13 protein-coding genes are annotated in these 15,440 nt (G+C 70.9%); 9 read left to right on the plus strand and 4 right to left on the minus strand.

What is annotated here, in order from left to right:
* Positions 1 to 74 precede the first annotated feature (74 nt).
* A complete protein-coding gene (locus tag ACFXMF_RS41370; protein ID WP_360316651.1) occupies positions 75 to 1,841 on the minus strand; it encodes an ABC transporter substrate-binding protein in 1,767 nt (588 codons plus the stop codon).
* Positions 1,842 to 1,894: 53 nt separating this feature from the next.
* The gene (locus ACFXMF_RS41375) at positions 1,895 to 2,899 is read right to left on the minus strand and encodes an ABC transporter permease (protein ID WP_360316653.1); all 1,005 of its coding nucleotides are present in this window, start codon (positions 2,897 to 2,899) and stop codon (positions 1,895 to 1,897) included.
* A gap of 267 nt (positions 2,900 to 3,166) precedes the next feature.
* Between ACFXMF_RS41375 and ACFXMF_RS41380 the strand changes: the two genes are divergently transcribed.
* From ACFXMF_RS41380 to ACFXMF_RS41395, 4 genes are all read left to right on the plus strand, one after another.
* The gene (locus tag ACFXMF_RS41380) at positions 3,167 to 4,078 is read left to right on the plus strand and encodes a dihydrodipicolinate synthase family protein (RefSeq protein ID WP_360316655.1); all 912 of its coding nucleotides are present in this window, start codon (positions 3,167 to 3,169) and stop codon (positions 4,076 to 4,078) included.
* 79 nt (positions 4,079 to 4,157) lie between these two features.
* Complete coding sequence (locus tag ACFXMF_RS41385) at positions 4,158 to 5,567, plus strand: aldehyde dehydrogenase family protein (protein ID WP_379989157.1); 1,410 nt, start codon at positions 4,158 to 4,160, stop codon at positions 5,565 to 5,567.
* A 155-nt stretch (positions 5,568 to 5,722) separates the two neighbouring features.
* Complete coding sequence (locus tag ACFXMF_RS41390) at positions 5,723 to 6,496, plus strand: GntR family transcriptional regulator (protein ID WP_360316660.1); 774 nt, start codon at positions 5,723 to 5,725, stop codon at positions 6,494 to 6,496.
* Between the two features lie 238 nt (positions 6,497 to 6,734).
* Complete coding sequence (locus tag ACFXMF_RS41395; RefSeq protein ID WP_379989158.1) at positions 6,735 to 8,003, plus strand: alpha/beta fold hydrolase; 1,269 nt, start codon at positions 6,735 to 6,737, stop codon at positions 8,001 to 8,003.
* An 83-nt stretch (positions 8,004 to 8,086) separates the two neighbouring features.
* Here ACFXMF_RS41395 and ACFXMF_RS41400 read toward each other — a convergent pair whose 3' ends face one another.
* Positions 8,087 to 8,890 carry a TauD/TfdA dioxygenase family protein gene (locus ACFXMF_RS41400; protein WP_379989159.1) on the minus strand — a complete coding sequence of 268 codons (804 nt, stop codon included), beginning with the start codon at positions 8,888 to 8,890 and terminating at the stop codon, positions 8,087 to 8,089.
* A 68-nt stretch (positions 8,891 to 8,958) separates the two neighbouring features.
* On the opposite strand from ACFXMF_RS41400, the gene ACFXMF_RS41405 reads away from it, so the two are divergent.
* The 5 genes from ACFXMF_RS41405 (at position 8,959) to ACFXMF_RS41425 (ending at position 14,868) form a co-directional block, all read left to right on the plus strand.
* Entirely contained in the window at positions 8,959 to 9,615 is a 657-nt protein-coding gene (locus tag ACFXMF_RS41405) for a helix-turn-helix domain-containing protein (protein ID WP_360316666.1), read from the plus strand.
* A 158-nt stretch (positions 9,616 to 9,773) separates the two neighbouring features.
* Complete coding sequence (locus ACFXMF_RS41410) at positions 9,774 to 10,574, plus strand: slipin family protein (protein ID WP_360316668.1); 801 nt, start codon at positions 9,774 to 9,776, stop codon at positions 10,572 to 10,574.
* 94 nt (positions 10,575 to 10,668) lie between these two features.
* Positions 10,669 to 11,022 (plus strand): hypothetical protein, encoded by a 354-nt coding sequence (locus tag ACFXMF_RS41415; protein ID WP_379989160.1) that lies wholly within the window; start codon positions 10,669 to 10,671, stop codon positions 11,020 to 11,022.
* 118 nt (positions 11,023 to 11,140) lie between these two features.
* Positions 11,141 to 13,060: an SMI1/KNR4 family protein gene (locus ACFXMF_RS41420; protein ID WP_379989161.1), complete on the plus strand. Its 1,920-nt coding sequence runs from the start codon at positions 11,141 to 11,143 to the stop codon at positions 13,058 to 13,060.
* Positions 13,061 to 13,218: 158 nt separating this feature from the next.
* A complete protein-coding gene (locus ACFXMF_RS41425; RefSeq protein WP_379989162.1) occupies positions 13,219 to 14,868 on the plus strand; it encodes an FAD-binding oxidoreductase in 1,650 nt (549 codons plus the stop codon).
* A 54-nt stretch (positions 14,869 to 14,922) separates the two neighbouring features.
* On the opposite strand, the gene ACFXMF_RS41430 is transcribed toward ACFXMF_RS41425, so the two are convergent.
* Positions 14,923 to 15,093, minus strand: coding sequence for a hypothetical protein (locus tag ACFXMF_RS41430; RefSeq protein WP_360316677.1), 171 nt, complete (start codon positions 15,091 to 15,093; stop codon positions 14,923 to 14,925).
* Between the last annotated feature and the right edge of the window lie 347 nt (positions 15,094 to 15,440).

The raw sequence follows: 15,440 nt of genomic DNA on the forward strand, positions 1-15,440 counted from the left end.
GGGGCGCCGGGGGCGGCATGGGGAGACCTTCCCGCCCGCGCCGGCGGCCGCAGCCGGGGCCGCCCCGCCCGGGGCTACTTGACCCAGACGTCGATCGGATAGGTCGAGCCGATGAAGCCGACCCGGACGCCGCCCAGACCGGGGCCGTACAGGGTCAGTTGGCGCCGGTAGACGAACGGCACCACCGGGGCGTCGGCCATGATCTTCTTCTCCAGCGCGGACCACTCCCTGCCGGCGGCGACGACGTCCGACATCGCGGTGATGCGGTCCATCTCGGTGCTCATCGCCGGGTTGTTGTAGAGGCTGTAGACGGTGCCGTCGTCGATGATCTTGCGGCCGTCGAACTTGGCCGGCAGCACGGTCGCGGCGCTCGGCCAGTCGGCGCCCCAACCGGACCAGTACAGGTCGTACTTGTTGTCCACGCGGCCGATCTCGGTGTAGTAGCTCTTGTCGTTGATCGGCTGCGGGACCACCTTGAAGCCGGCCTGCTGGAGGGCCTGCACGATGGTCACCGAGACCTGCTCCCACAGCGGGGTCTGGCTGTAGGCGTAGGTGATGGTGGGGTTGGGTGTGCCGGACTCGGCGAGCAACTGCTTGGCCTTGTTCACGTCACCGGTGTTCGGCACGCCGGCCAGGTCGAACGGCTCGAAGCCGAGCACCGTCGGGCCCATCAGCGTGGTGGCGAACTCGCCGTACGCCGGGCCGCCCAGGATCTGTCGCACCTGCTCCTTGGGGAACGCCGCGATCAGCGCCTGACGTATCTTCGGGTTGGTCTGGCGCCGGTTGTTGATCTCGAAGTACTCGGTGTACGGGGTGGCCGCGTCCGCGGTGCGGGCCTTCAGGTCCGGGGTGGTGAGCACCTGTTGGGCGACCTCGCGGCCGACCGCGACGCGGAAGGTCATCGCCGTGCGGTCACCGCCGTTGGCCGCGATCAGCCGCTCGTTGATCTGCTGGTTGGACGCGCCGAACTCGAACTTCCACTGGTCGGGGTAGGCGTGCCGGACCGCGTCGGTGTTCGGGTCCCAGTGCTCGTTGCGGACCATCGTCATGGACTTGTCGATCTCGCGGGCGGAGATCTTGTACGGACCGCTGGAGAACGGGTGCTTGTCGAACTCCAGTTTGGTGTCCTTGGCGCGGGGCACCGGGCTGCTGGTGTGCATCGCCACCGCGAACGGGAAGTCGCCGCGCGGCGCGGGCAGTACGAAGGTGATGGTGCGCGCGTCGGGGGTCTTGATCGCGTCCAGTTCACGGCCGCCGTAGGGGCCGTCGTACACCGACCGGAAGTCGGTGTTGCCGACCAGCCACTCCTGGATCCAGGTCGGGCCGCCGGTGATCTCCTTGGCGAACGAGCGTTCGACGCCGTACTTGACGTCCTGCGCGGTGATCGGCGACCCGTCCTCGTACTTGAGCCCCTCCTTGAGGGTGAAGGTCCAGGTCTTGCCGCCGTCGGGGCTGGTCCCGGTGTCGGTGGCCAGGTCGCCGACCAGGGTGGTCTGGTCGCCCTCCTGCTTGTACGTGGTGAGCTGGCGGGAGATCAGCAGCTCGGCCGTCTGCTCGTGGGAGACGTAGACGCGCGCCGGGTCCAGGTGGTTGAAGTCGGCGCGCTCCAGGACGGTGGCGGTGCCACCGGGCTTGGCCCCGGGCAGTTCCTTGGCCGGACCCTTCGACTCGGCGGCGGCGCCGATCTGCACGGCGCGGACCTGGGCCTTGGGGGCGCCCTTGGTGGGCCCCTTGTCGGCGGAGCCGCCGCCACCGCCGGAACAGGCGGTCGCGCCGAGGGTGAGGGCGAGCGCGGCCAGCGCGACTCGGGTGGGGCGGGTGCATCTGCGGCGAGCGTTCATGGTTCCTTCCGAGGGTTGCCGTGCGAGTGCGGTGTGGCGAGGGGCGTGGCGGCTCAGCGGTCGCTCTTGGGGTCGAGCGCGTCGCGGACCGAGTCGCCGAAGAGGTTGAAGGCGACCACGAAGACGAGCATCGAGAGGCCGGGGACGAACATGTAGGTGATGTCGGTCCGGTAGACCTCGGCGCCCTTGAGCAACATCCGCCCCCAGTCGGGGGTGGGCTCGACCATGCCCACACCCAGGTAGGACAGGGCCGCCTCGGTGGTCACGTAGGTCGGTACCGCCATCGAGGCGCTGACCAGGATCGGGGTGACCAGGTTGGGCAGCAGTTCGCGCAGCACCACCCGGCCCGGCGAGGCGCCGATCACGCGGGCCGCCTCGACGTATTCGCGGCTGCGCAGCGAGAGCACCTGCCCGCGCAACAGGCGGGCCACCGAGGCCCAGCCGAACGCGGAGAGCACCGCGACGATGACCGCCCCGCGCAACAGCGGGGACATCTGCTCGCCCGGGTTGGTCAGCAGCGAGGTCACCACCGGGGTGAAGGCGATGAAGAAGAGCGTCGAGGGGAAGCTGAGCATCACATCGATGAATCGGCCCACGATGTAGTCGGCGCTGCCGCCGAGGTAGCCGGCGGTCACCCCGACCAGTACGCCGAGCACGGTGACGATGGCGACCACGGCCAGCGAGATGAGCAGCGAAGTGCGGATGCCGTAGAGCAGTTGGGTCAGCACGTCCCGGCCGAGGCCGGGTTCGAGGCCGAGCCAGAACTCGCCGGACATGCCGCCGTTGGGCGCGACGGGAAAGCCGAACTCGTTGAGCAGTCCGGGTCGGTTCTGGCCGTACGTGGTGTAGGGGTCGTGCCCGTACCACTTGGCGAACAGCGGTGCGCCCAGGCCCGCGACGACGAACACGGCGACGACGCACGCGGCGACGATCCCGGTGCGGTCGCGGCGGAAGCGACGCCAGGCGAGTTGCGAGGGGCGCAGCCCCATGGGGGCGGTGTCGGCGGCGGGTGGATCCGCGGCCACCGGCGGATCCGTGGGGGGCGCGAGCGTGGTCATGACGGCGGGCCTCTCGGGAGGCGGCGGGGTGGGTAATGGTGGGGAACTCTGCCCACCTGCGGGTCAATGTTCAAGCTTTGAGCGGTGTCACATTTAAGGTGCGACATTGTATTTGCAATTCCTTTACTGTTCACCTGCGGTTTTGCTTCCGGGTCCACCGCCTACGGTGATTCGCCTCGGGTCTGGCGCAACGCAGGAGCAATGTGACATTGTACTGATCCCAGCCGGTGCGCCCTCGACGGCGACGCCGAAATCCAAGGAGCCCCCATGTCCGAAGCCATCGCCACCGACCGCACCGCTCGTCCCTGGCGCGGCCTGATGGTCGCCACCCCGCTGCCGCTGCACGCGGACCTGAGCATCGACTACGACGGCTTCGCCGAGCATGTGCGCGGTCTCGTCGAGGCCGGCTGCGACGGCGTGGTGCCCAACGGCTCCCTGGGCGAATACCAGGTCCTGACCGCCGAGGAACGGGCCCGCGTGGTCCGCGTCGCGGTCGAGGCGGTGGGCGGCGACCGGGTGATGCCCGGTGTCGCCGCCTACGGCTCGGCCGAGGCCCGCCGGTGGACCGAGCAGGCCGCCGAGGCCGGCGCCGGGGCGGTCATGTTGCTGCCGCCGAACGGCTACCGCGCCGACGACGCCGAGGTGCACGCGCACTACGCGGACGTGGCCTCGGTCGGCCTGCCGATCGTCGCCTACAACAACCCGTTCGACACCCGGGTGGACCTGACCCCCGAACTGCTGGCCAAGCTGCACGCGGACGGCCTCGTCGTCGGCGTCAAGGAGTTCAGCGGCGACACCCGACGCGCCTATCGGATCGCCGAACTCGCCCCCGAACTCGACCTGTTGGCTGGCGCCGACGATGTGCTCCTGGAGCTGGCCGTGGCCGGCGCCAAGGGCTGGATCGGCGGCTTCCTCAACGTCCTGCCGAACGCCTGCGTCGAGCTCTACCGCACCGCCGTCGCCGGCGACCTGACCCGGGCGCGGGAGCTGTACGACATCCTGCAGCCGCTGCTGCGCTGGGACACCCGCAGCGAGTTCGTCCAGGCGATCAAGCTGTCGATGGACGTGGTCGGCAAGTCCGGCGGCCCCTGCCGACCGCCGCGCCGGCCGCTGAACGCCGAGATGCAGCAGAGCATCCGGCTGGCGACCGAACGCGCCGTGGCGGCCGGGCTGAGCTGACCGGGACCCGACCGGCGGCCCGACGCGCCGCCGACGTGCATACGCCCCACCCGTGTTCCCTCCCGAAGGGCTTGCTTTCGTGACCACCACGTCCACCGCACCCCTGGTGCGCAGCCACAACCCCGCCGCCCCCGCCGAACTCGTCGCCGAGGCTCCGGCGGTGTCGCCCGCCGACGTGCACCGCGCCGCCGAACGGGCCCGCACCGCCCAGCGGGAGTGGGTGGCGGCCGGGGCCTCGACCCGCTGCGCCGCGCTCGGCGCCGCGGCCGACCGGCTCGCCGCCGACGCCGGCACCTTCGTCGACCTGATCGTGCGCGAGGTCGGGAAACCGATCACCGAGGCACGCGGCGAGGTCGCCCGCGCGGTCGCCATCCTGCGCTACAACGCGCAGCAGGTGTACGACCCGATCGGCTCGGTGCACGAGCCCGCCGCGGGCCCCGGCCTGCTGCTGACCCGCCGTCGTCCGCACGGCGTGGCCGGGCTGATCACCCCGTGGAACTTCCCGCTGGCCATTCCGCTGTGGAAGGCCGCGCCCGCGTTGGCCACGGGCAACGCGGTCCTGCTCAAGCCCGCGCCGCAGGCGCTCGGCTGCGCGCAGCGGCTGGCCGAACTCCTCGACGCGGTCCTGCCCGTCGACCTGTTCACCGTGCTGCCGGGAGAGGCCGCCACCGGCGCGGCCGTGGTCGAGGCGAGCGACGTGGTCTCGTTCACCGGCTCCACCGCGGTGGGCCTGGACGTGGTCCGCGCCGGCACCGCTCGGGGCATCCCGGTCCAGGCCGAGATGGGCGGCTGCAACGCCGCGTTGGTCCTGCCGGACGCCGACGTGCGCGCCACCGCGGCCCAGTTGATCGGCGCCGCGTTCGGCTATGCCGGTCAGAAGTGCACCGCGACGCGGCGGATCGTCGTGGTGGGCGACGCCGACCCGCTGCGCGAGGCGCTGGACGCCGCCGCCCGGGCGATGCCGGTGGGCGACCCGGCCGATCCCGCGACCGTGTGCGGGCCGGTGGTCGGCGAGGCGGCCCGGGCCCGGGTGCGGGCCGCGCTCGACTCCGCGACGGCGGCCGGCGGCCGGGTGCTGACCACGGGCGGGGCGTTCGACGGCGCGGGGTGGTACGCCACGCCGACCATCCTGGAACAGGTGCCGGCCGGGCACGCCACCCTGCGCGAGGAGGTGTTCGGGCCCGTCGCGGTGCTGCAACGCGCGGACGACCTGACGCACGCCATCGCGCTGGCCCGCGATGTCCCGCACGGCCTGGTGACCTCGGTGCACACCCGCGACCTGGACGCCGCGCTCGCGGTCGTGGACCGGATCGACACCGGCCTGGTGAAGGTCAACGCGCCCACCACCGGCGTCGACTTCCACCTGCCCTTCGGCGGTACCAAGGCATCCAGTCACGGGCCGCGCGAACAGGGCCGCGCCGCGGCGGACTTCTACACCGCCACGTGCACGGTGAGCCTGTTGCCGGCGAATCCGACCGGCGGCGCGTGAGATCGTCGAGGCACCGAGGCACCGAGGCACCGAGGCACCGAGGCACCGAGGCACCGGAGAGTCGGAAACGACGGGAGGGATGGGGCGCGGTGACCGATAGACTGTAACATTGCACATTGTATGGCTATTCGAGGTCATGCCGGCCCCGAGGGAGGATGCACCCGATGAGAGCGCACGCCGAAGTGCCGACCGGTCGGACCGGCGAGACCGCCGCCGCGACGAACCTGTCGGAGCGGCCGCTGGACCTGCCGTTCGTGCAGGAGCGCCGCAGTCTGCGCGATCAGGTGACGCACGCGCTGCGAGCCGCCCTCATCGCCGGCGAACTGCGTCCCGACGTCATCTACTCCGCGCCCAGCCTGGCCGCCCAGTTCCGCGTTTCGGCCACCCCCGTACGCGAGGCAATGCTGGATCTGGTCAAGGAAGGGCTGGTCGAGGTTGTTCGCAACAAGGGCTTCCGGGTGACCGCGCTGTCCGCCCGGGACCTCGACGAATACACCGAGATTCGATCGATGATCGAGATCCCCGTCATCGTGCGCCTGGCCGAGACCGCCGACCCCGCCGCGCTCCAGGCGCTGCGCCCGGTGGCCGCGGCGATCGTGGCCGCCGCCGAACGGCGCGACCTGATCGGCTACCTGGAGTCCGACCGGCAGTTCCACCTCGGACTCCTCGAACTGGGCGGCAACCAGCGCCTGGTCGAGGTGGTCGGCGACCTGCGCAAGCGCTCGCGGCTGTACGGACTCACCCGACTCGCCGAACGCGGTGCGTTGGTGGCCTCGGCGCGCGAACACGAGGAGATCCTCGACCTGTTGCTCGCCGGCGACGGGGCGGGGGTGCGTCGGGCGATGGACGAACACCTCGGCCACATCCGCTCGTTGTGGTCCGACCCGACGGGCGAGAGCGACCCGGCGCGCGAGTCCGCGCCGGAGTGAGACCGCGTCGCCGCGGCCGGGAACGCGCACCGATCCCCGGCCCCGGCGGCGGCCCCGCCCGCACGGCACGGCACCGCGCGCCGCTCCCGGCCCCGGTTCCACTCCCGGCCCCGGTTCCCCTCCCGAACCCACGACGGGGGACCGACCGCCGAGCCCGGACGACGCGGCCCCTCGGCATGCCCCGATTCCGCACCGACCCGCTTCGCCGACAGCACCGGCGATCCCAGGAAGGCCCTTCATGAGCTACCGATACGCGGTCGTCGACCACGTCTTCGACCTCCCCCTGGACCACCACGACCCGGGCGGCCCGCGCATCGACGTCTTCGCCCGGGAGGTCGCCGACCCGGCCCGGGCCCACGAGCGGTTGCCCTGGCTGCTCTACCTCCAGGGCGGCCCGGGGAGCAAGTCCCCACGGCCGACCGGGAGTACGCCCGGCTGGCTGCGGCACGCGACCAAGACCCACCGGGTGCTGCTGCTGGACCAGCGGGGCACCGGGCGCAGCACGCCGATGACCACCCGCGCCGCCGAACGATTCGGGTCGGCCGAGGAACTGGCGGACCACCTGGCGCACTTCCGGGCCGACGCGATCGTCGCGGACGCCGAGGCGATCCGGCGGAACCTGTGCGGCGACGAGCCGTGGGAGACGCTCGGCCAGAGCTACGGCGGCTTCATCACGCTCAGCTATCTGTCCCGGGCCCCGCAGGGGTTGCGGCGGTGCTACATCACCGGCGGCCTGCCCGGCCTGTCCACCGACGCGGACGAGGTGTACGCGCGGACCTACCCGCGGATCCGGGACAAGAACGCCGAATACCGAGATCGTTATCCGGACGACGTCGCCCGGCTGCGCCGGATCGCCGACACGGTCGCCGGCGGCGGGGTGCGGCTGCCCGACGGGGACCTGCTGACGGTGCGTCGATTGCGCACGCTCGGTCTGGTGTTCGGCATGGGGGACGGCTTCGAGCGGGTGCACTGGCTGCTCGACGAGGCGCTCGACGCGCGGTCCGGCGAGTTGTCGCCCACCTTCCTGGCCCAGGTGATGAACCTGACCGGCTTCGTGGACAATCCGCTGTTCGCGGTCCTGCACGAATCCATCTACGCCCAGGGCGAGGGCGCCACCGACTGGGCCGCCGAACGCGCCATGGCCACCCTCCCCGAGTTCGCCGAGGACGCGGATCCGCTGCTGCTCACCGGCGAGACGATGCACCCCTGGATGTTCGAGGAGATCGCCGGACTGCGGCCGTTCGCCGACGCGGCCCGCATCCTCGCCGAGCGCACCGACTGGCCTCGGCTGTACGACCGGGAGCGGTTGGCCGCGAACCGGGTCCCGGTGACCGCGGCCGTCTACCACGACGACATGTACGTCGACGCGCCCCTGTCCCTGCGAACCGCCCGCGAAGTCGGCGCGGTCCGGACCTGGGTCACCAACGAGTGGGAACACGACGGCGTCGCCGCGTCCGGCGACGCGGTGCTGTCCCGCCTGATGGACATGGCCGTCGGCCGAGCCTGACCGGGGCGGCGCCCCGCGGTGACCCGCCCCGCCGACCGCGCACGGTGTCGACGGGGCGGGCCGACCGGTCGTCCTTCCGGATATCAGCGTGGTTCGTCGCCCTCGATGACGATGCGGTGCATGACGCGTGGGCCCTGATAGTCGTAGGCGGCGTAGTGCTGGGTGCTGCGGTTGTCCCACAGGGCGATGTCCCCGGGGCGCCAGGTCAGCCGCACCTGGAATTCCGGGCGGGCGGTCCGGTCGAACAGGAACGGCAGCAACAGCTCGTTCTCCCGTTCGTCGAGCTCGACGATGCGGGTGGTGAAGATCCGGTTGACGTAGAGGCAGCGCCGACCGGTGACCGGGTGGGTGCGCACGACCGGGTGCACCACCGGCGGCAGCGCCGCGCGGTCGCCGCCGCGGTGCGATCGCGACTTGGCGAAGTCGTGCTCCGCGGTGAGCCCGTCGAGCAGCGCGCGGACGGGTGCGGACAGGCCGCTGTACGCGCTTTCCATGTCGGCCCACACGGTGTCGCCCCCCAGGGCCGGCAGGGACACCGCGCGCAACATCGTGCCCAGCGGCGGACGGGCCATGAAGGTCGCGTCGCTGTGCCAGATGTCCGCGTTGGAGACCTTGGGCCCGTCTCCGCCGGTGGCCAGCACCATCACCTCCGGCAGGTCGGGAGCGGCGGGCTCGCCGAACGGGAAGTGTTGCAACGTTCCGAAGCGGGCCGCCACCTCGCGCTGGCGATGCGCGGTGATGCGCTGGTCGCGGAAGAAGAGCACCTGGCGTTCGTGCAACGCTTCGGTGAGCGCGGCGAACACCGACGCGTCGAGGTCGTCCCGGTTCAGGTCGAGGTCGAGGACCTCGGCGCCGATGGTGGGGGTGAGCGGACGGATGTCGAACACGGCGGACCTCACGAGAATTGAGACAACGTGACTTAATCGAGTGAGATGGAATGTCTTACACTGCTCGCATGGATGTCAAGACCCGAACCCGAGCGCGCATCCTGGACGCGGCCGAACGCCTGTTCGCCGAGCGCGACACCGCACAGGTGTCGCTCCGCGAGATCGGCGCTGCGGCCGGCCAGCGCAACAACTCGGCCGTGCAGTACCACTTCGGCACCCGCGACGTGCTGGTCAGAGCCCTGTACGAGGACCGCCTGGCGCCGCTCAACGCACGCCGCCTGGAGCTGCTCGCGACCCTGGACGCCGAGGGCGTCGGCGACCTCGGCGCACTGGTGGACGCCTATCTGCGCCCCCTGGCCGAGGCCATGCGCGACGGCGACCGCGCCGGCCACTACGCGCGCTTCGTGCACCGCTACACCCTCGAAGGCGCACCGTTCTCCCCGCCGCTGGGCGAGGACGTCGTCGGCGGCATCCGCGAGGTCACCGCGCGCATCGACGCCGCCCTCGCGGCCGGCGAGCCGGCGCTGCCCGCCGGCACCCGGGCCGGCCGACTGCGCCTGATGCAACTGTTGATCACCGCCACCCTCGCCGACGTGGAGGGGCGACTCGACGAGGCAAGCGAACTCCCGTTGCCGTTCGACGAGTTGACCGCAGATCTGCGGCAGGCCGCAGTGGGCCTGCTGTGCGCACCGGCGGCCTCGCCCGCGCCGCGGGTCGGGGGCTGAGACGCGAGCAGGCGGCTGCCGTTCGTGCCCCGTGCCGTCCCGGCTCCCGACCGGCTCCGACCGCCCTCGATCGAGGCCGGTCGGAGCTACAGTTGCAATGTGGGGGCGCTCGGGGACGCCCACCTGCTCGGGGCAGTCACTCGGCACCGGAGTGGGTCATGACCCTGCTGCTCGTCGTTCTGCTCGTCGTCGGCGGCGTCGCCGCCGTGGTCGCACTGCTCGCCGGGGTCGGACTGCGGGTGGTCCGTCAGTACGAGCGCGGTGTGGTGTTCCGCCTGGGCCGGGTGCAGGAACCGATCCGAGAGGCCGGTCTGACCCGGATCGTGCCGATCGTGGACCGCCTGCGCAAGGTCAACACGCAGATCGTGACGATGCCGGTCCCCGCCCAGGACGGCATCACCCGGGACAACGTCACCGTCCGCGTCGACGCCGTCGTGTATTTCCGGGTGAACGACCCGGTCAAGGCGACGATCGAGGTGCAGGACTACGAGTTCGCGGTGTCCCAGGTCGCCCAGACGTCGTTGCGGTCGATCATCGGCAAGAGCGACCTGGACGACCTGCTGTCGAACCGGGAGGCGCTCAACCAGGGCCTGGCGCTGATGATCGACTCGCCCGCGGTGGGCTGGGGCGTGGAGATCGACCGAGTGGAGATCAAGGACGTGGCGCTGCCGGAGTCGATGAAACGGTCGATGTCCAGGCAGGCCGAGGCCGAGCGCGAACGGCGATCGCGGATCATCACCGCCGACGGCGAGTTCCAGGCGTCGCGCAAGCTCGCCTCCGCGGCGGATGTGATGGCGCGCAGCCCCGCGGCGCTGCAACTGCGGCTGTTGCAGACCATCGTCGAGGTCGCGGCCGAGAAGAACTCGACGGTCGTGCTGCCCTTCCCGGTGGAACTGCTGCGCTTCCTGGAGCACGCGAGCGGCCCGTCGGCGTCCGGCGAGTCGCCGACGGATCGATGAGGGCGCGCGTCGGACGCCCCGCCGGACCGCAGACCGCCCGGCACCGGCCGATGCTCGGCGCGGTCCATTCGGCGTAGTCCGGCGTGCGCGAGGGGTGACGGCACTGGTCGACTGGGCCGACACGGCAAACCACCCCGCATCGGAGGCCGATATGGCGATCCTCGTGATTCTCGAAATGCCCGGCATGACCCAGGCCATGTACGAGTCGAGCGCAGACCAGGTGACCGGCGGTCGCGGCGCCGTGAAATCCCCCTCCGACTGGCCGGTGCCGGGGCTGCTCTCGCACACCGCCGCCGCCACGCCCGAGGGCTGGTTCGTCGCCGACGTGTGGGAATCCGAGGAAGCCTTCGAACGGTTCGGCGAGATCATCATCCCGATCCTGCGCGGCCTCGGCCTTGCGGACGTGCAGCCGAAGGTCTACCCGGTGTTCACGATGGTGACCCGGTAGCCACCCGCGTCCACCCCGCGAACCATCCGCCGTCTGCGCACCCCGGGTCTCCCGGCGCAGGCGGCGGACGCACGTTCGGGTCCGGGTTCGTGTCGGTGCCGGCCGTGAGGATGGCGTCATGACCGATACCGCGTTCGACTGGCGTTGTTTTCTGGAGCGTTGGAGCGAGGAGTGGGCGGACACCTGCCGTCCGGAGGACGTTCTCGGCGCGGGTGAGGAAGCGGCGCGTCGCACGCGTCGACTCGGGTTCGAACCCGCGTCACCGGCGCGGATCCAGGCCATGGAGGAGCGGCTGGGGATGCGAATGCCGCCGTCGTACCGGGAGTTCCTCGCGGTCACCGACGGCCGGCGGAACGCGGGGGGCTTCGTGTCCTTACTCGGTGGCACCGAGGGGGCCCGATGGTTCGTGGACGACGTCGGGTTCGCCGAGTTGTACGCGGAGGAGGCGAGGGAGTACCCCACACCGGAGATGGTGTCGATGGCGGGGATGTGGACGCGTGCGCTGCAACTGGACGTGGAATCGGACGCCACGTACGTGCTGCTCGACCCGGGCGATGTCGACGAGCATGGCGAGTGGGCTCTCTACTGCTATCGGGCCTGGGGCGGGGAGATACCGCAACGGTACGCGTCGTTCCGGGAGTTCATGCTCGCGATGTACCGCGAGTTCCACTGCCTGAGCGCGGGTCGGCACGACGAGCGGGCGTTCGTCAACGCGACCACGCGAGAGCTGGACGCCGACCTGGAACGTGCGCGGGAATGGGCCCTGGCCGGGGATTGGGAGCGGGCCGAGGGGGAGTTCGCGCGGATCGGGGAATACGGCCGTCCCGGCGCGCGCGTGCTGGGGGACCAACTGCGCCGCTTCCAGGGGTACACCTATCTCGTCGAGTTCGGCATCATCGCGTTCGACCCCGTGTACGCCTCGGAGTTCCGGCCCGCGCTGGCGGATACGCGGGTGCGCAACGGGCACGGTGACTCCCTCGGGTTCACCCGGGTGGGATGGACCTCGGACGAGGCGATGGCGGCGGCGGATGAAGTGTTGCGGCAGGTCCGTGAGTCGACGTTCCGCTATACGGCGCCGGGTGCGTTCGGCCGAGTCGTCGACGCCGCGTGGGAGCAGGCCCGCTGGGGAGCCACCGACCGGGCATGGCGCATGCTGCGGGCGGGATTCGGTCTGTGGGAATCCCTGGGACCGGACCACATCGCCCCGGTGGGGCTGTTCGCGGACCCGGTCCTGGGGCCGCTGATCACCCCGGAACGTGGTCGCCTGCTGCTGGCCGTCCCGCGCGGCGGGCAACGGGGCGGTGCCGCCGCACGCGGAGCCGAGCCGGGGCCCGAGGACGAGTCCGTACTCGACCCCGACGACCTGACATGGCTCGCCGAGCCGGACCACAACGGGACCTGCCAGGCATACCGATTCATCCTGGTCCAGGGGGCCGAACCGGCCGAACTCGCTTCGCTCATCGGCGCGGACGAGCAGGCCGAACCGTCCCCGCCGAGGACCCGATGGGAGGCGGAACGGGCGGCGTGGACCGGTACTTCGTCCTCGTACGACGACAAGGCCCTGGTCGCGATCGGGCGAGCCGGACCCGACTGGGCCTTCGCGTTCGACGCCCGGCCCCAGCCGTTCCACGAGGGTCGATTCGTCAGCCCGGTCGGTGCCGCCTCGCAGGCGGGCCGGGCCGTCGTGGTGTGGTGTGCTCCCGACCGCCCGGGCTCGCCGGGAGGGCTGTTCCACCTGTCGGTCGCCGAGGGCGGAGCCGAGCGCCATGCGTTCACGGTCCAGGGCGCGACCGTACGACGCAGCGGCGACATACCGCCGGTGCTGGATCCGGACCGGTTGTTCCCGCCCCGCGCCGGCGAACTCTTCTCAGCGTCGGGTCACCGTCGAGCACTCGCGGCGGTCACCGCCGAGTTCGGCGTCGCACTGCCGCGCTTCGCCCTCACCCGCGGACGCCTGCACACCCTCACCACCGCCTCGTGGACGCGACCACCGGGACCGGGTGAGGGCTACCTGACGACCGCGGTGACGCTCCGGTGAGTTCCCGAGCCGGTGCGACGCCGTCGATCGAACTCGTCGCATCGGTACGGCCGCACGTGCACGGCACCATGCTCACCCGAACGGCGGAGTAGCCCGACGTGGATTCGTCGTAACTTCGACTGAGCGGTTGCCAGACGGGTGAGCTTTGGGGGTTTGTCATGTCGACACACGACATCGAGGTGGGTTCCGGCGACCCGCGGTACGACGCGCTGCGCCGCGGGTTCAACCAGCGCTGGATCGCCAGTCCGGACTACGTGGTGGTGGCCACGACGGCGGACGACGTGGTGGCGGCGCTCACCGGGTACCTCGCCGATCCGCCCGGTGCGCCCGGCCGGATCACCGTGCGTTCCGGTGGTCACTGCTACGAAAACTTCGTCTCCTCCCCGGACGTCGGCGTCATCATCGACGTCGGCCAAATGAACCGCGTCTATTTCGACCCCGACGAGGACGCCTACTGCATCGAGGCGGGGGCGACGAACTGGCACAGCACCACCCAGCTCTACCGGGCGACGGGGCTGGCGCTGCCCGGGGGCTCCTGCTATTCGGTCGGCCTCGGAGGCCACGTGTCCGGCGGCGGATACGGGCTGCTCTCCCGGATGTTCGGCCTGACGGTGGACTATCTGTACGCGGTGGAGGTGGTCACCGTTGCGGACGGCAGGACACCCGAGAAGACGGTGGCGCGCAAGGATTCGCCGGACGAGGCGCTGCGCGACCTGTGGTGGGCGCACACCGGTGGCGGCGGGGGCAACTTCGGGGTGATCACCAGGTATTGGTTCCGCGGCCTGCCGCAACCACCCGCGCGTGTGCTGCTGCGGTCCCTCGCGTGGAAGTGGTCGGACCTCGTCGAGCACCCCGAACTCTTCAAGTCGCTGGTCCGGCGTTACGGGCAGTTCTTCGAGTACGAGGCCGCCGGCAGACTTCCGGATTCCTTCGGTGAATACACCTACCGCGACATGTTCACGCTGCTGAAGCTCACGCACATGAGCAGCGGCAAGGTCGGTTTGACGATTCAGCTCGACGGCACGCGGGACGACTCCGCGGAGCGGCTCCAGGCGTTCCTGGACTGGATCACCGAGGGGTTCGAGACACCCGACGGCTACCTTGTGGAGGAAACCCCACTCGACCTCCAGATCGGCGAACACCCGGCCCAGAGCGCCCTGTTCATCCCGACGCGGCTTCCCTGGCTGACCGCCACCCAGAGCCTGAACGACTCCGGCCCCAATCGTTGCGGCAAGTACAAGTCGGCGTACATGACGAGGGGGTTCACCGAGGATCAGATCGACGCGATCCTGTTCCACCTCACGGACCCCGACTACGACAACCCCGACGCCCTGGTGCAGGTCGACTCCTACGGCGGGGCGATCAACGACGTGGCCGCTGCGGCGACGGCGGTGCCACAACGCTCCTCGATCCTCAAGCTCCAGTACCAGGTGTATTGGACCTGGGGCACCGATGCCAACAAGGATGGCGTATTCGACTACCAGGACGCGGAGTTGGATCCGGAGATCGCCGGGCCGCATCTGCGCTGGATCCGGGACTTCTATCAGGCGGTCTACCGGGACACCGGGGGAGTGCCGGTGGTACCCGACCCGGCGCTGCCCGCGACCCTGACGGCGAACACGGACGGCTGCTACATCAACTACCCGGACGTCGACATCTCGGACCCGGACTTCAACACGTCGGGCGAGCCCTGGCACCAGCTCTACTACAAGGACGGATACCGGCGACTCCAGCGGGTGAAGCAGTGTTGGGACCCGCACGACGTCTTCCGGCACGAACAGTCCGTTCAGCCACCGCAGATCCCGTAGAAGCCCTTGTGGGACCGCCGCACCGTCCGCCGCCGCCGGGCTCGGTCGTCGCGATTACGAGCGTTTGGCCGGGGGCGGCACCGCGGGGGAGAAGTTGGCGAAGGGTTCGGCGGCCGAGATCAGGGCGGCCAGGGCCGGGGACGTCGCGGCGTCGGGATGCGCGGCCAACGCGTCGCGGGCGCACGTGATCGCCGCGCGCAGGTCCTCGTGACGCGAGGTGGGCATCGGAGTTCCCTTCGGGACCGAAACGATGATCGCCCGGAGTCGTTTCCGGCCTCGGACAGCGATGTTATCCGAGGCCGGAAGTCGAATCACACCGCACGCCCGTCCTGTTCGGAAAGTCCGATGGCCGTGCCCGCTCGGGCGGCTGTTGCGAGGCGACGGGCTGCGCGCGGAAGTCCGGCCGGGGCGCCGGGGCGGCCGTGTGGAGGTGCAGATGATTCCCTGCGGATTTCACGGCTGCCCCGGCTTCCTGCATCCCTGCCCGATAAAGGGCGTTTCACCCCGGCGCGGTGCGGTGGTGTTTTCCGGAATTGTGATTCCGGTGCGGCGCGCGAGGAAAGGGCGGGGTG

Source organism: Embleya sp. NPDC059213, from assembly GCF_042754445.1.
Classification (GTDB): Bacteria; Actinomycetota; Actinomycetes; order Streptomycetales; family Streptomycetaceae; genus Embleya.

Excerpts from the sequence above, each read along its gene's own strand:
- ACFXMF_RS41370 (WP_360316651.1), bottom strand. The coding sequence starts at position 1,841 with ATGAACGCTCGCCGCAGATGCACCCGCCCCACCCGAGTCGCGCTGGCC.
- ACFXMF_RS41375 (WP_360316653.1), bottom strand. The coding sequence starts at position 2,899 with ATGACCACGCTCGCGCCCCCCACGGATCCGCCGGTGGCCGCGGATCCA.
- ACFXMF_RS41380 (WP_360316655.1), top strand. The coding sequence starts at position 3,167 with ATGTCCGAAGCCATCGCCACCGACCGCACCGCTCGTCCCTGGCGCGGC.
- ACFXMF_RS41390 (WP_360316660.1), top strand. The coding sequence starts at position 5,723 with ATGCACCCGATGAGAGCGCACGCCGAAGTGCCGACCGGTCGGACCGGC.
- ACFXMF_RS41395 (WP_379989158.1), top strand. The coding sequence starts at position 6,735 with ATGAGCTACCGATACGCGGTCGTCGACCACGTCTTCGACCTCCCCCTG.
- ACFXMF_RS41405 (WP_360316666.1), top strand. The coding sequence starts at position 8,959 with ATGGATGTCAAGACCCGAACCCGAGCGCGCATCCTGGACGCGGCCGAA.
- ACFXMF_RS41410 (WP_360316668.1), top strand. The coding sequence starts at position 9,774 with ATGACCCTGCTGCTCGTCGTTCTGCTCGTCGTCGGCGGCGTCGCCGCC.
- ACFXMF_RS41420 (WP_379989161.1), top strand. The coding sequence starts at position 11,141 with ATGACCGATACCGCGTTCGACTGGCGTTGTTTTCTGGAGCGTTGGAGC.
- ACFXMF_RS41425 (WP_379989162.1), top strand. The coding sequence starts at position 13,219 with ATGTCGACACACGACATCGAGGTGGGTTCCGGCGACCCGCGGTACGAC.
- ACFXMF_RS41430 (WP_360316677.1), bottom strand. The coding sequence starts at position 15,093 with ATGCCCACCTCGCGTCACGAGGACCTGCGCGCGGCGATCACGTGCGCC.